This is a genomic window from Streptomyces subrutilus (assembly GCF_008704535.1).
Classification (GTDB): domain Bacteria; phylum Actinomycetota; class Actinomycetes; order Streptomycetales; family Streptomycetaceae; genus Streptomyces; species Streptomyces subrutilus.
Genome location: NZ_CP023701.1, coordinates 1169542 through 1183312 on the forward strand (window position 1 = coordinate 1169542; position 13771 = coordinate 1183312).

Here is a 13771-nt window from a genome sequence, read left to right on the forward strand (position 1 = left end):
CGCTACCCGAGGGCTTCGAAGGAGGCGACGAGGCCGGCGGGGGAAGGCAGCGCGTCGATGTCGGCCCGGGTGGCGGCGGCGGCCTTGCGCAGGGCGTCGTCGCCGAGCAGCCGGCCGAGCAGCGCGGCGTCCACGGCGTCGCCCTGCGCGCGGAGGGCGAAGCCCAGCTCGGTCGCGGCGGCGACGTTGATGAAGTGGTCGGCGCCCTGCGGGAGGATCAGCTGCGGGACGCCGCGGGCCGCGGCGGTGAGCATGGTGCCGGCGCCGCCGTGGTGCACGATCGCGTCGGCCGTGTCGAGCAGTTGGGCCAGCGGCACCCAGGGCAGCGGGCGTACGTTGGCGGGAAGGGTACCGAGCGGGCCCAGGTCGGTGTCGGCGACGGCGAGCAGGAACTCGGCGTCGACGGAGGCGGCCTCGGCGATCAGCCGGGCGACCGGGCCGACGCCCGTGTACGCGGTCACCACCGTCCCGAGCGTGACCGCGATCCGGGGCCGGGCGCCACGGGCCAGCAGGTCGCCGGGCACGGTGCCGCCGCCGTTGTAGGGCACGTAGCGGACCCGCCAGCCGGTGCCGTCCCCGCCGAGGGGGGCCGGTACGACGTCGAGGACCGTGTGGGCGGCCGGGCCTTCGACCCCGCGGGCCCGGTACTCGCCGGCCAGCAGCGCGGCGAGCCGGTCGACCATGCCGGAGCCCGGCATCGGGCCGAAGTTGTGCACCACGGCGGGTATCCCGAGGGCTGCCGAGACCAGGGGTGCGGCGGCCTGGAAGGCGGCGTGGACGAGGACGTCCGGGCGCCAGGCGGTGGCGACGGCGAGGAGGTCGTCGATGGTGACCCGGCCGTGTTCGGCGAAGCCGGCCGCGGCCCGCTCCTCGGTGTCCTCCGGGCTGCTGCCGTCGGAGACGAACTGCGGTTCGGCGCCGTCCGAGGCGCGCCGGAAGGCCTCCGAGAGCGTCGACCCGTCGCCGATCCCGACGACGGGCAGGCCGGTCTGCCGCAACTGGTCGAGCGGGGCCGAACCGGCGAACAGCACCTGGTGTCCGGCGGCTTGGAGTGCCTGGGCGGTCGGCACCATCGGGAACAGGTGGCCCGCCGAAGCGGGGCCGGTGAAGAGGATGCGCACGGCGTTACTCCTCGGGTGGAGCTCCTTGATTCCTCTGACAAAGCGTCGAACATACCGGCCGCCGCATCCATTTCTATCGAGATGGACGAGTTTCAGCCGATCCCGAGAGCCGGACCCCGCGGCCCGTCGGATGCGCCCCGGCGCCCGTCAGAGAGCGCTCGGGGCCGGATGCGGAGCCGGCTCGGCGGGGTGCGCCGCCGCGCGGCGGGGCAGCAGCAGCGGGGTGGCCAGCAGGAGCACGCCGGCCAGGCCGATGGCCGTACGCGGACCGAGCAGGCCGCCCAGTACGCCCCAGACGGCCGTCAGGAGCGCGGTCGAGGCCTTGGACGTGACGGCCCAGGCGGACAGGGTGCGGGCGACCCGGTCCGTCGCGGTGCGCTCCAGGCGGTAGGTGGCGCAGACGGGGTTGAAGACGCCGCAGCAGAAGATCAGCCCGAGCTCGACGCCGATCACCAGCAGCAGTCCGCCGGTGCCCGGCCCGAGGAAGGCCAGGCCGACGGGCCAGAGCGCGCGCAGCGTCCCCGACGCGACCAGCACCCGGTGCTGTCCGAACCGGGCGGCGAGCGGTCGGGCCAGCCGCGAACCGAGCAGGCCGCCGACCGCGGGCGCGGCGAAGGCGAGGCCGTACTGCCAGGGCGCGAACCCGAGGCGGCCGAGCATCAGGACGGCCAGCAGCGGCTGGGTGGCCATGACCAGCCCGTTGAACAGGGCCGTGTTGAAGAACAGCGGCCGCAGCACGGCGTCGGCGAGCAGGTACCGCCAGCCGTCGAGCAGGTCCCCGGCCCGCATGCGGGCGGCGTCCCGGCGCTCGGGCGGCGGCTCGTGCCCGGCGCCCATCGCGCGCAGGCCCGCCGCCGAGAGGAGGTAGCTGACCGCGTCGGCCACCACGGTCGCCACCGGGCCGAGGAGCCCGACGAGCGCACCGCCCAGCGGCGGGCCGATGATCGTGGTCGTCCAGGCCGTGGACTCGAAACGGGCGTTGGCGAGGAGCAGCTCCTCCGGCGCCAGCAGCGTCTTCAGGTACGCGCCGGAGGCGGCGCGGAAGCCGATGTCGGCCGCCGCGACGACGATCGACACCAGCAGGAGCTGGGTGAAGGTGAGCGCGTCGCACGCGAACGCGGCGGGGACCGTCAGCAGCGCCCCGCACCGCACCAGGTCCATCGTGATCAGCACCGGCCGTTTGCGGCGGAACTCCACCCACGGGCCGAGCGGCAGCGCGACGACCGCGCCCACCGCGGCCCCGGCGGAGGAGAGGGCGGCGACCTCGGCCGGCCCGGCGTGCAGCACCTGGACGGCGATCAGGGGGAACGCGCCGAAGGCGAGCCAGGTGCCGAGCGCGCTCGTCGCGTACGCACCCCAGAGCCACCCGAACGGCCGTCCCGACCGGTGCCCGAGCCGCCGTCCCTTCCGGTGCCCGCTCCGCATGCCCACGCCCTCCGGCCCTCCCGTGCCCGTACAACCGATCCGCGATCGGGAGCATCAAAGCGAGCGGCTCGCACCGGGGTCAAACAACCTCCGGACCGCTCAGCCACAACCACTGGTTGTACGTCTAGCATGGCGGCATGGACCTCGACACCGTCCGGACGTTCGTCGCCGCCGCCGACGCGGGGCGCTTCCAGGAGGCCGCCGCCGAGCTGGCGGTGACCCAGCAGGCCGTCTCCAAGCGCATCGCCGCGCTGGAGCGGAGCCTCGGCGTACGGCTGTTCACCCGCACCGCGCGCGGCGCCGAGCTCACCATCGACGGGCAGGCCTTCCTGCCCCACGCACGGGAGCTGCTGCGCGTCGCCGAGCGCGCGGCCGCGTCCGTGCGCAGCGGCCGCCGTCCGCTGCGCGTCGACGTGATCGCCTCGCGCGGCGCGGCGTCGGGCCTGATGCGCGGCTTCCACCGCGCGCACCCCGAGGTCGACCTCGACGTGGTGATGCTGTTCGAGATCGAGGCGGCCGTCGCCGCCGTCCGGTCCGGGGCGATCGACGCGTCCTTCCGCGCCGTCGCCGTCCCCGGCCGTCCCCTTCCCCCGGACATCGAGTCGGTCCGGGTGCTCGACGAACCCCTCCAGCTCCTCACCGGCCCCGCCCACGCGCTGGCTGCCGCCCGGTCGGTGCCCCTGGCCCGGCTCGCCGGGCACCGGATCTGGATGCCCGGCATCGTTCCCGGCACCGAGTGGGCCGCCTACTACGCGGACCTCGTCGCCGAGTTCGGCCTCACCATCGAGGCGACCGGCCCCAACTTCGGTTCCGACGCGCTGCTCGACACCATCGCCGACACCCCGGCCCTGGCCACCTTCACGGGCGGCCACACCCGCCTGGTCTGGCCCGACGGCCACGGACTGCGCCGCATCCCGGTGACCGACCCGACGCCCGTGTACCCGCACTCGCTCCTCTGGCACCGCGACAACCCGCACCCGGCGCTGACCACCCTGCGCGCCCACCTCGCGGCGACGGCGACGGGCCACGACGCCGCCGGTACCTGGAGCCCGGCCTGGGTGACCGGCGACGCCGCCTGACGCGCGCCCCCGCCGGGCCCGCGAGGGCGAGGGGACCGAATGGCGCAGTGCGAGCCGGTGTCGGCCGCGGTGGGGGCGAATCACCGGGGAGATCCTTGAGACCGGTCCTTTCCGCATGATCACCTCGCCTCGTGAACACACGCATCAAGATCGCGCTCACGACCGCCGTCACCGCGGCCGCCGCCCTCACCGGCCCCCTCGCCGCCGGCCCGGCCGACGCCTCCGCCACGCCGAAAACAGAACCCGCGCCGCTGATCCGCGCGGCCAAACCGGTTCCCGGCAAGTACATCGTCACCCTCGACGAGCTCGTCGACCCGGCCGCGGCCGCGGCCGCCCTCGGGCTGAAGCCCGCCTTCCTCTACAGCAGGGCCCTCAACGGCTTCGCCGTCCCCCTCACCCCGCTCCAGCTGACGGCCGTCCGCAACGCTCCCGGCGTGAAGACGGTGGAGGAGGACGCGAAGATCTCCGCTCCGGCGACGGCGACGGCGACGGCGGCCGGCTCGGCCCCGTCCGCCGCCCGCGGCCCGGCCCCCACCTGGGGCCTGGACCGCATCGACCAGCGCGACCTACCGCTCGACGGCACCTTCACCACCGCGGGCGACGGCGCAGGGGTCACCGCCTACATCCTCGACACCGGCATCGACTACGGGCACGCCGAGTTCGGCGGCCCCGACAGCAGCCGCGCCTCGTTCGGCTTCGACGCCGTCGGCGACGGACGCCAGGGCACGGACTGCAACGGCCACGGCACCCATGTCGCCGGTACGGTCGCGGGCCGGACCTACGGCGTCGCCCGGAAGGCCGGCCTCGTCAGCGTCCGCGTCCTGAACTGCGAGGGCCAGGGCGAGTACTCCGGGATGATCGCTGGCCTGGACTGGGTGGCGAAGAACGCCGTGCAGCCCGCCGTCCTCAACGGTTCCCTCGGCGGCGACAAGTCCACGGCCCTCGACAACGCCGTGACCGCCCTGTCCGACGCGGGCGTCCTGCCGGTCCTCGCCGCCGGCAACGACGCCAAGGACGCCTGCGGCGTGTCCCCCGCATCCGCCGACCGGGTCCTGACCGTCGCCGCCGCCGACCGGTACGACGAGGAGACCGACTTCTCCAACTGGGGCCCCTGCGTGAGCCTCTACGCCCCCGGCGAGGACGTCCTCTCCGCGAAGCTCGGCGGCGGGTCCGTCTCCCTGAGCGGCACCTCGATGGCCGCCCCCCACGCCACCGGGGTCGCCGTCCTCTACAAGCAGGCCCACCCCGCGGCCGACTCCGCCGAGGTCGCCGCGTGGATCGACGAGCAGTCCACCAAGGACGTCCTGAAGAGCGTCGGCAAGGGCACCGCCAACCACCTCCTCTTCACCGACGGCCTTTAGGCGTTCACGGTCCGTCCGGCCCGCTGCCCCATGCGGCGGCCGTGGCGGCGTCCGTCGCGTGGTCGGCGCGCTCGGTGCGGGTCTGGCCGGTGGCCGCGGCGAGGGTGCGGCAGGCGCGGGCGAAGTGCGCGGCCGCCTCCGGCCCGGCACCCGGTTCGAGGGAGGCCCGCTGAACGGTGAGGGCGCCGTCGCGGCGCGCGAAGTCGGCGCGGCCGATCAGCCGGCCGTCGGCGAGGAGCGGGCAGACGTAGTAGCCGTGCCGGCGGAGGGCCGGCGGCTTGTACGCCTCGAAGACCTGGGTGAAGCCGAACAGGCGCTGCACGCGCGGCCGGTACCACACCAGGTTGTCGAACGGCCCGAGGAACACCGGCGCGCGGCGGGGCCCGGCGGGCTCGGCGAGCGCCCTCGGGTCGGCCCAGGCCGGCCCCCAGCCCTCGACCCGTACGGCGGTGAGCCGGGTGTCGGGCAGGATGCGCGCGGCGACCGGGACGGGGACGCGGAGGTAGTCGGCGAGGTCGTCCGTCGTGGCGACGCCGAGCGCGGCCCCGGCGTGGCCCAGGAGCCGGGTCAGGCACGCGTCGTCGGAGTGCGCGTCGCTCAGGGAGGCGGCCGGGACGCAGCGTTCGGCGAGGTCGAAGAGGCGCTGGCCGCCGGTACGGCGGGTGCAGGCGAGTTCGCCGGACCAGACGAGGAACTCCACGGCGGTCTTGGTCGGGCTCCAGTCCCAGCCGGCGCCCGGCTCGGCCCCTTCGCGCAGCCGGCGCAGGGGCAGCGGTCCGTCGCGTTCGATGCGGGCGAAGAGTGCGGCGCGGACCTCCTGGCCGGGGTACCGGGGGCGGCGGCGGGTGGCACGGCGGCGGAAGGCCCACAGGGGCCAGTCGGCGAGCGGGACGAGGGCCAGCGCGTGGGCGGGGTAGTCGAACGCGAGCGGCTCGGGGCCGTGGTGGAGGGCGCCGTCGACGTCCACGGTGGTCGCGCCCGGTACGCGTGCGCTCAGGGTGAGCTGGTGGGCGCGGGCCAGGGTGCTGATGCCGTCGAGCTGGACGGCGCGCAGACGGGCGAGGGCCGCGGCCACGTCGGGGAAGCCGTCGGCGGGGAGGGCGGCGGCGACGGCGATGTCCCGGGCCTCGGCCAGGGACAGTTCGGTCGCGGGGGGCGGCGTCGGGGCGGTCACGGGCGCGGCTCCGCCGCGGGGGTCTTGGCCGGGCCCGGTGCCGCGGCACGGCCGGGCCGCGCCGCGGGCAGGGAGGTGGGCGGCGCGGCCGGGCGGCGGCCGGGGGCCAGGAGCGCGCCGAGGGCGCCGACCGTCGCACAACAGGTGAGGGTGAGCAGGGCGGTGTCCCATCTCTGGTGTTGGACGAGGGCGCCGATGACGACGGCCGTGACGCCGCCGGTGATGTCGGTGGAGGCGCCGACCCAGGTGTTCGCCTCGACGCGGGTGTCGTCGGTGGCGGTGGCGTCGATGAGGAGGAAGGCGTTGATGAACAGCGGGGTGACGAACAGCCCGGCCAGGAGCAGCAGGGCGGCGAGGAGCCAGAGGGGGCGGGCGAGGAAGAGGAGCATGGCGGGGAGGGTGAAGCCGAGGGTCAGGAGGCGGTACGTGCGCCACAGCCCGGCCTTCCAGTCGATCATGGCGTAGAGGATGCCGCCGATGACCCCGCCGGTGCTGACGGCGGCGAGGAGCGGGCCGAGCCAGACGGTGGCGTGCTGGCTCTGGGTGTAGGCGGGGACGAGGACGCCGGTACCGCCGAAGACGCACCCCATGACGGACAGGGGCAGGAGGATCGCGGTCGTGCCCGGGGTGGCGAGCGGCCCGAGCCACCGGCGCGACCGCGGGCCGACGCGTGCGGGGCCCGGTTCGGCCGGTGCGGGGCGGGTGGTGCCGAGGTGGTGGCGGCGGGCGGCGGCCAGGTAGAGGGCGGTGACCGCGACGAAGGCGGCGGCGGCCGTCTCGTAGGCGTGGCGGGGGCCGAGCAGGGTGATCGCGGCGCCGGCGGTGAGCGGTGCCAGGACGAAGCCCGCCTCCTCCAGCACGGAGTCGGCGCTGTGCACCGCCTTGAGCTGGGCCTCGTCGGCGGCCAGCCGTCGCCAGGACGAGCGCAGGGCGGCGTTCAGCGGCGGACTGGCCAGGCCGGCGGTCACGACGAGCGGCAGCGTCGTCCACCACGGCCACCGGAACTCGACGCTGCAGGCGACCAGTCCCAGGAGCAGCGCGGTCGCGGCGCCCAGCCGGGTGAGCGCGCGGTGGGCGCCGTACCGGTCGAGGAGGCGTCCGCGCAGCGGGGCGCAGAGGGCGATCACGAAGGTGTAGCCGCCGCCGACGAGCGCGGCGCGGGCGTAGCCGTGGGACTCGGCGAGCGCCAGGAGCAGGGTGACGGGCAGGACGGCGGCGGTGGTGCGGGCGAGGAACGCGAGCGTGAGGAGGCCCCGTACGGGCGGGCGGGCCAGGTGCCGCAGCACGTCGGCGGGGCGCCGGCGGTGGCCCTGCCCGGCGCGGGCGGTCACCGGCCGGCCTCCGGGTCGCCCGGGACCGCACCGCCGGGTTCGGCCGGATCGGGTTCGGGACCCGCTTCGGGGGGATCGGTGCGGGCGGTGGTGCGCAGGGAGTCGGGGTGCAGCAGCACGATGCGGGCGATCTCCTGTCCGCGGTGGACGGTGACGGGCTGTTCGGGCCGGACGGCGATGCTCATCCCGCCGCGCTCCGCCATGGCGTTGACGGCCTTGGCGGGGATCACGCCGACCGGCACCCGCAGGGCGTCCGGTGCGTGGTCGGGCAGCGGCATGACCATCAGGAAGGTGCCGGCGGGGAGCGTGGCGGCCCAGCCCAGGCGCCATTCGAGGGTGCCCTGTCCGTTGGGGACGAACATGCCCTCCCAGCCTCCGGTGGCGCCGCGGTGGTCGCCGAGGTGGAGCCAGTCCGCGTCGCGGGCGGCGATCCACTCCTGACCGCGCTGCCACATGCCCGCCCCGCCCAGGCGCCGGCCGGCCCGGTGCGGGTCCTCGCCCTCGGGGACGGCGAAGCCGATGTCGGCCAGCGGCTTCATCGTGAGGGTCAGCGGTGACCGCACGCTCCAGCCGAGCTCCTGGCCCAGGACCCACGGCGGGCAGTCCGCGGGCAGGCGCGGGACGCGCAGGTAGCGGAACGACTCCCGGTAGGCGTCGCGTTCGGCGCGGGCGGCCGCCCGGTCGATGCGCGGCTTGTCGGGCGGCAGTGCCCAGGGCCGGAGCGGGCGGAAGGTGACCTCGGCCATGCTCGCTGCTCTCTCTCGAAGGGCCGGCTGTCCGGGAGGGCCGCGGCCCCCGGCCCCGTCCGTGTGGAGGAGGAGGGACCGGGGGTCGCGGGGCGCCGCCGGGCCCGGCCGGGGCTGGTCCGGCGCGGGCGGTGGGGCGGCGGGGCCGGGGCCCGGGCGGTGGCACCTGCGCCGCGGGCCCCGGTGGCAGGGGGGTGGGGCCTGCGGGCCGGGCACCCGCTGGTGCCCGGCCCGGAGGCTGCCGGGGGGGAGGGCCGGGTCCGGGCGCTGCCGCCCGGACCCGGCGCCGGGATCAGGCGGGGGTGCCGGCGCGGCCGAGGCGGCGCAGGCGCTCGGGCTCGGAGAGGGTGTCGAGGTCGAACAGGACCACGGAGCAGGGTCCGTAGCCCACGGTGATCTCCTCGTAGGTGAAGACGCCCTCGTCCCGGTCGAGGGGGGCGGAGGTCAGGTCGACCATGGTGAGGGAGTTGGGGGCGAAGTGGGGGTGGGCGGCGCTCATCATGCCGGCGCGGGCGAAGTTGGTGACGTAGACGGTCTGGTCGCCCTGGTCGACGACGAGGCCGCGGGGGCCGGAGCCGGTGGGGATCTGGCGGGTGACCCGCAGGGTGGCGACGTCGATGACGGCGATCGTGGACGAGTTCTCGACGGTCACCAGGGCGTACCGGCCGTCGGTGGTGAACGCGACGCCGCGGCCGCCGGTCGAGCCGACGTCGACGCGGTGCGTCTCGTCGGTGGCGACGTCGATGACGGTCACGTAGGAGGCCTGGGTGTTCGCGACGAACACCCGGGCGCCGGACGGGTCGATGCCGAGGCTGTAGGGGTGGGCTTCGCGGTCGACGGGGATCTGCGCGAGTTCGGTGACGCCCTGCGGGTCGCCTGCGGCGAGGGGGCTGATGTCGAGCTTGCTGATGTAGCCGCCGCCCCAGACGCAGACGTAGGCGATGGTGCCGGCCTGGTTGATGCCCATGTGGCGGGGGTCGCGGCCGGTGGGGATCCGGTGGACCTCCAGGTTCAGCTCCAGGTCGACGACGGAGACGGTGTCGGAACCGGAGTTGGAGACGAGGAGGTACTTGTCGCCGGGCAGCAGGCCCTGGCCGCGGGGGCCGTGGCCGACCTCGATGCGGCGTACCTCGGTGAGGGCGACGGCGTCGATTTCGGAGATCGTGTTCTGCGAGGTGTTGCAGACGAATCCGCGGCCGTCCTTGGTGAACTTCACTCCTCCGCGGGGCGCGTTGCCGATGGGAATCTGTGCGATGGCGCGGTGCTCGCCCGCACCGGTCTTGGCGACGACGGAGACGACTCCGTCGTCGGTGTCGGTGGAGAAGAACTGGATATTGCGCATGGCGGGACTTCCTTTTCTCCTGCGGGATGGAAACCGGAATGTGGGACCTTTCCGGCCGGATTCGGCTGACCGTGGAATTCTTCGTCAGCCGAGGGTGTAGTTCAGGTTCCAGGCGACGGACACACGGGGTGCCTCGTCCCGGAACGGCGGTACGGCGTGCCGGAGCCAGCCGGGGAAGACCAGCAGCTCGCCGGGCGTGCAGGCGAGGCGGACGCGGTGGCTCTCGCCGGCCAGGGTGATGCCCGGGTCGTAGTAGTCGACGGCCGGGCGGGGGTCGATCAGGTCGATCTCGCACACGCCGGGCGCGGCCACGTAGTAGACCGCGGAGAGGGCGGTGTTGGGGTGGAAGTGCGGCTCGTGCCGGTCGCCGGCCCGGTAGTGGGAGGCCCAGCTGCGGGTCACGCCCACCGCCACCGCCCGCACCTCGCCCGCCTCCCGCTCGGCCTCGCGGTCCAGCGAGCGACCGAAGGCCTCCGCGAGCGGCATCCCGGTCAGGGACTCGGTGAACCTGCCGGCCACCGCGCACACCCACCGGCTGAGCCGGACGGCGTCCTGGCCTCCCCACCGGGTGAACTCCCCCGCGGTCTCCCGCTTGTAGCCGAACTCCTTCACCCCCGCACCGGTCCGCTCGGCCAGCAGGCCGGCCAGGCGGCCGTTGACCTCGTCGGCGAACGGGCACCGGGTGCGGGCGACGGCGGTGGCGAACAGCTGCATGACGGTCGCCCGGGTGGCATCGGCCGCCCGGGGCCCCGGACTCTGGGCTTTCTCGGAAACGGGCATGAGACAGCAACCCCCCTCGACAATCAGCGGAGACAGAGAATGCGGGAAGTGCAGACAACGCAGGGAATGCAGGGAATGCAGAGAATGCGAGATGACCGGAAACGCGACGGGCAATCATCAGTCTGCGCCCGGTTCCATGAAGGCTGCAAGCTTTTCGATCCTGCTCTAAAAGGGCGCACGGCGCATTCCGCACGCCACCCCGGACCGTTCATCACACCGGAAATGCAAGCGCGCGGCGCCCTTTCCCCCCGAACCGGCAAAATGCCGTCCCACCCGCCCCTCGCGCACCAGCCGGCCGCCCCCGCCGCGCCTGCCGCCGGTGGCAGGGGGCGTGCGCTCACCGGGAGCCGTCCGGCGGACGGCGGCGGCCGGGCAGGCCGTGCGCCCCCAGCAGGCTCTGGCCGAGCGGGGTCAGCGCGTGGTGGACGCTCACCCCGTCCCGCTCCGTCGTGATCAGGGCGGAGTGCCGCAGGACGCCGGTGTGGTGGGAGACCGTCGCGGCGGACACGGCCAGTTCCTGCACCAGGTCGTTGGTCGTCGCCGCTTCCAGCGCGGCGATCCGCAGCAGGATGTGCGCGCGGGTCGCGCCCAACAGGGCGGCCAGCGCGCGGACTCTGGCGGGCTCCGGACGCCCGGACCCGCGGGAGGAGGGGGGAGGCAAGGGCATGTGCGTACTGCTTTCCGAGTCATGCGGGAGCCGTCGCCGCACCCGGTGGAGCCCGGGGGCCGCCGGGGTGCGGAGTCAGACGGCGGGGTCGTCGACGCGGGCCAGCGCGACGGAACTCGGGCCCGCGCCCACGGATATCTCCTCGAACTGCGGACGGCCGTCGGTGGTGGACAGGTCCACCCCGTCCAGATGCACCACGGCCAGCGCCCGCTGCCCGGCCAACGCGCAGTACACGGTGGTGTCGGCCGGATCGATGACGAGGCCCCGCGGGCGGGCCCCGAGCGGGACCAGGCGGGTCACGGTCCACTCCAGCAGGTCCACCACCGCGAGGGCCCCGATCCGCTCCAGCGTCACCAGGGCGTAGTCGCCCTCCCCCGTCACCGCCACCCCGGCCGGCGCCGCCCCCGCCACCGGAAGCCGCACCCGCTCCTCGACCCGTCCGCCCTCGATGTGCACGACGGGCAGGACGTCCAGCCGGGCGCACGCCACCAGCGCCCGGGCGCCGGACAGCGCCACGGCCCGCGGCTGGACGTGGGCGGAGCCGAGCGCGATCCGGGCCGCGAGCCCGACGCGACCGTCCCGTGCGAGCCCGGACAGGTCCAGTACGGCGACGGCGCCCGCGCCGCGCTCGCACACCACCGCGCCGCACCCGTCCGGCGACACCGCGATCGCCCCGGGCTCCCGCCCCACCGCCACCCGCGCGACCTCGCGCGCCCCGGAGGTGTCGACGACGGAGACGCTGTCGGAGCCCGCGTTCGACACCAGCAGGAACGGCGTACCGGGCACCGGGGCGAGGCAGCGCGGCGCCCAGCCCACGCGCACCCGGCCCCGGGGCGTTCCGTCCGGGTCCAGGACGAGGACCTCGTCGGAGACCGACACGGCCAGGTAGAGCCGGCCGTCGGCGCCCTGCGCGGCCGCGAGGGGGCCGCGGCCCACGGGGACGGCCCGGGCCGTTCCGTAGGCCGACGGGCCGGACTTGGGGATCAGGGACGCCTGCCCGGCAGCGGTGTCCGCCGAGCACAGCAGCACGGCCACGAGCCGGCCTCCTTCCCCGTGCGGGGACGCCCGGCCACCGGACCCGGCCGGTCCGCAGCGCCGCCGACGGCGACGACGCCGTACGGCTGTCGTACGCGTCCGGCCGTCGCACCCACAGGGGTGTCCTACCCACAACGGTGTCGTACCCACACCGGGAGGGGAGACGGGCGCAACAGCCCGTCAACTGTCCTTAATCGCTACGGCATATGACCGAAGAGGCCTTCTGGACGCAAACCGGCCCATCCGGTATAGGCTGCCGCACCCACACACCCCGAGGAGAGAACACACCGTGACCGACGAGACCGCACCGGTACCCGGCACCCTCCACCACGTCGAGATCTGGGTGCCCGACCTCGACCGTGCCGTCGGCGACTGGCAGTGGCTGCTCGAAGACCTCGGCTACGCCCTCCACCAGAGCTGGGAGAACGGCCGCAGCTGGAAACTCGGTGCCACCTACCTCGTCTTCGAGCAGTCCCCCGCCCTGACCGCCGACCGCCACGACCGCTGCGCGCCCGGCCTCAACCACCTCGCGTTCCACATCGACACCGCCGCCCGCACCGACCTCCTCACCGCCAAGGCCCGCGAGAACGGCTGGACCCTGCTGTTCCCCGACCGCCATCCCCACGCCGGCGGCGCCCACCAGCACACCGCCTACCTCGCGTCCCGCGACGGTTTCGAGATCGAACTCGTCGCCCCGCTCGCGGAGCGCTGACGGCTCCGGGCGGGTCCTGCGCGGCGGGCCGGGGGTTGTCCCCCGGCTCCGGGGGCCCGCTGGCCGCATGGCCGAGTGGATCTTGCAGGGGCAGGCTGGACACGTCCGGATTTCTTGTGGAAGGGACCTTTTCGTGTTCAGTACGAGTTCTGCCGTGCGCCGCCGTGCGGCCCGCCTCGCCACCGTCGCCCTGGCCGCCGCCCTGTGCGCCGCCACGACGGCCGGCACCGCCGGTGCGATCGTGGGCGGGGAGGACGCGACCCAGCGCTACCCGTTCATGGCCTCGCTCCCCGTCACGGGGGTGGCGGCCCCGGTCGAGGGGGTCTGCGGGGCCACGCTGATCGACCCGCAGTGGCTGCTGACCGCGGCCCACTGCGTGGACCCGGAGCTGGTCCGGCCCACCGGCACCGTGCGCGTCGGCAGCGGGTGGCGGGAGTCCGGGGGGACGGTGCGCGGCATCTCCCGGACGGTGACCCACCCGGGCTACGCACTGGGCGGCCCCAACCGGAACGACGTCGCGCTGATCCGGCTGGACCGCCCGGTCGCCGAGCGGCCCGTCCGCCTCGCCGAGCAGCCCGCACGCCCCGGTACGCCCACCCGGCTCCTGGGCTTCGGTACGACCGCCGACACCACCGACCACAGCCGGTGGGTCCTTCCCCAGCGGCTCCAGCAGCTCGACGCCCGCAGGGCGTCCGCGGCCGAGTGCGCGCCCGGCTACGCGGGGGCGACCCGGCTGTGCACGGTCAGCCGGGTACCGCACGCCATGGCGTGCTTCGGCGACTCCGGCGGCCCGCAGCTCCAGCGCGGCAGGGACGGCCGGTGGGAACTGGTCGGAACCACGTCCGGCCCCGGCGCCCCCGCCCCCGACTGCGCCTCCGGCCCGGGCCTGTACAGCAGCGTCCCCGCCTACGCGGACTGGATCCGCCGCACCGTCGCCGCCGGCTGACCCGCCCCGCCCGGGCCGTCCCTTCCGGGTCGTTCGGGGCCCGGGGCGCCGG

Annotated in this window: 13 protein-coding genes; 4 read left to right on the top strand and 9 right to left on the bottom strand. The window is 75.3% G+C overall.

Annotation, left to right across the window (positions count from 1 at the left end; genetic code table 11):
* Positions 1–2: 2 nt before the first annotated feature.
* A complete protein-coding gene (locus CP968_RS35290) occupies positions 3–1121 on the bottom strand; it encodes a glycosyltransferase (protein ID WP_150516824.1) in 1119 nt (372 codons plus the stop codon).
* A 147-nt stretch (positions 1122–1268) separates the two neighbouring features.
* Positions 1269–2546 carry an MFS transporter gene (locus CP968_RS04975; protein ID WP_150516825.1) on the bottom strand — a complete coding sequence of 426 codons (1278 nt, stop codon included), beginning with the start codon at positions 2544–2546 and terminating at the stop codon, positions 1269–1271.
* Between the two features lie 137 nt (positions 2547–2683).
* On the opposite strand from CP968_RS04975, the gene CP968_RS04980 reads away from it, so the two are divergent.
* Together CP968_RS04980 and CP968_RS04985 are read left to right on the top strand one after the other, a co-directional pair.
* A complete protein-coding gene (locus tag CP968_RS04980) occupies positions 2684–3625 on the top strand; it encodes a LysR family transcriptional regulator (protein ID WP_150516826.1) in 942 nt (313 codons plus the stop codon).
* Positions 3626–3756: 131 nt separating this feature from the next.
* Positions 3757–4986, top strand: coding sequence for a S8 family peptidase (locus CP968_RS04985; protein ID WP_150516827.1), 1230 nt, complete (start codon positions 3757–3759; stop codon positions 4984–4986).
* A gap of 4 nt (positions 4987–4990) precedes the next feature.
* Here CP968_RS04985 and CP968_RS04990 read toward each other — a convergent pair whose 3' ends face one another.
* The 7 genes from CP968_RS04990 to CP968_RS05020 form a co-directional block, all read right to left on the bottom strand.
* Entirely contained in the window at positions 4991–6160 is a 1170-nt protein-coding gene (locus tag CP968_RS04990; RefSeq protein WP_167536761.1) for a DNA glycosylase AlkZ-like family protein, read from the bottom strand.
* Entirely contained in the window at positions 6157–7491 is a 1335-nt protein-coding gene (locus CP968_RS04995; protein ID WP_229886204.1) for an MFS transporter, read from the bottom strand. The genes CP968_RS04990 and CP968_RS04995 overlap by 4 nt, the downstream gene beginning before the upstream one ends.
* Positions 7488–8237: a hypothetical protein gene (locus CP968_RS34660; protein WP_189828879.1), complete on the bottom strand. Its 750-nt coding sequence runs from the start codon at positions 8235–8237 to the stop codon at positions 7488–7490. Before CP968_RS34660 ends, CP968_RS04995 begins: the two co-directional genes overlap by 4 nt.
* 292 nt (positions 8238–8529) lie before the next feature.
* Entirely contained in the window at positions 8530–9579 is a 1050-nt protein-coding gene (locus tag CP968_RS05005) for a YncE family protein (RefSeq protein ID WP_150516829.1), read from the bottom strand.
* 84 nt (positions 9580–9663) lie between these two features.
* Positions 9664–10293, bottom strand: a complete 630-nt coding sequence (locus CP968_RS05010; RefSeq protein WP_150516830.1) for a TIGR02466 family protein — start codon at positions 10291–10293, stop codon at positions 9664–9666.
* A 403-nt stretch (positions 10294–10696) separates the two neighbouring features.
* Positions 10697–11026, bottom strand: a complete 330-nt coding sequence (locus CP968_RS05015; protein WP_150516831.1) for an ArsR/SmtB family transcription factor — start codon at positions 11024–11026, stop codon at positions 10697–10699.
* A gap of 75 nt (positions 11027–11101) precedes the next feature.
* Positions 11102–12061, bottom strand: coding sequence for a YncE family protein (locus CP968_RS05020; RefSeq protein WP_167536762.1), 960 nt, complete (start codon positions 12059–12061; stop codon positions 11102–11104).
* Between the two features lie 289 nt (positions 12062–12350).
* On the opposite strand from CP968_RS05020, the gene CP968_RS05025 reads away from it, so the two are divergent.
* The gene (locus CP968_RS05025) at positions 12351–12773 is read left to right on the top strand and encodes a VOC family protein (protein WP_150516833.1); all 423 of its coding nucleotides are present in this window, start codon (positions 12351–12353) and stop codon (positions 12771–12773) included.
* Positions 12774–12906: 133 nt separating this feature from the next.
* Positions 12907–13719, top strand: a complete 813-nt coding sequence (locus CP968_RS05030; RefSeq protein ID WP_362122817.1) for a S1 family peptidase — start codon at positions 12907–12909, stop codon at positions 13717–13719.
* Positions 13720–13771 lie beyond the last annotated feature (52 nt).

Coding starts and splice junctions, on each gene's coding strand:
- CP968_RS04975 (WP_150516825.1), bottom strand. CDS start 2,546: ATGCGGAGCGGGCACCGGAAGGGACGGCGGCTCGGGCACCGGTCGGGA.
- CP968_RS04980 (WP_150516826.1), top strand. CDS start 2,684: ATGGACCTCGACACCGTCCGGACGTTCGTCGCCGCCGCCGACGCGGGG.
- CP968_RS34660 (WP_189828879.1), bottom strand. CDS start 8,237: ATGGCCGAGGTCACCTTCCGCCCGCTCCGGCCCTGGGCACTGCCGCCC.
- CP968_RS05005 (WP_150516829.1), bottom strand. CDS start 9,579: ATGCGCAATATCCAGTTCTTCTCCACCGACACCGACGACGGAGTCGTC.
- CP968_RS05010 (WP_150516830.1), bottom strand. CDS start 10,293: ATGCAGCTGTTCGCCACCGCCGTCGCCCGCACCCGGTGCCCGTTCGCC.
- CP968_RS05015 (WP_150516831.1), bottom strand. CDS start 11,026: ATGCCCTTGCCTCCCCCCTCCTCCCGCGGGTCCGGGCGTCCGGAGCCC.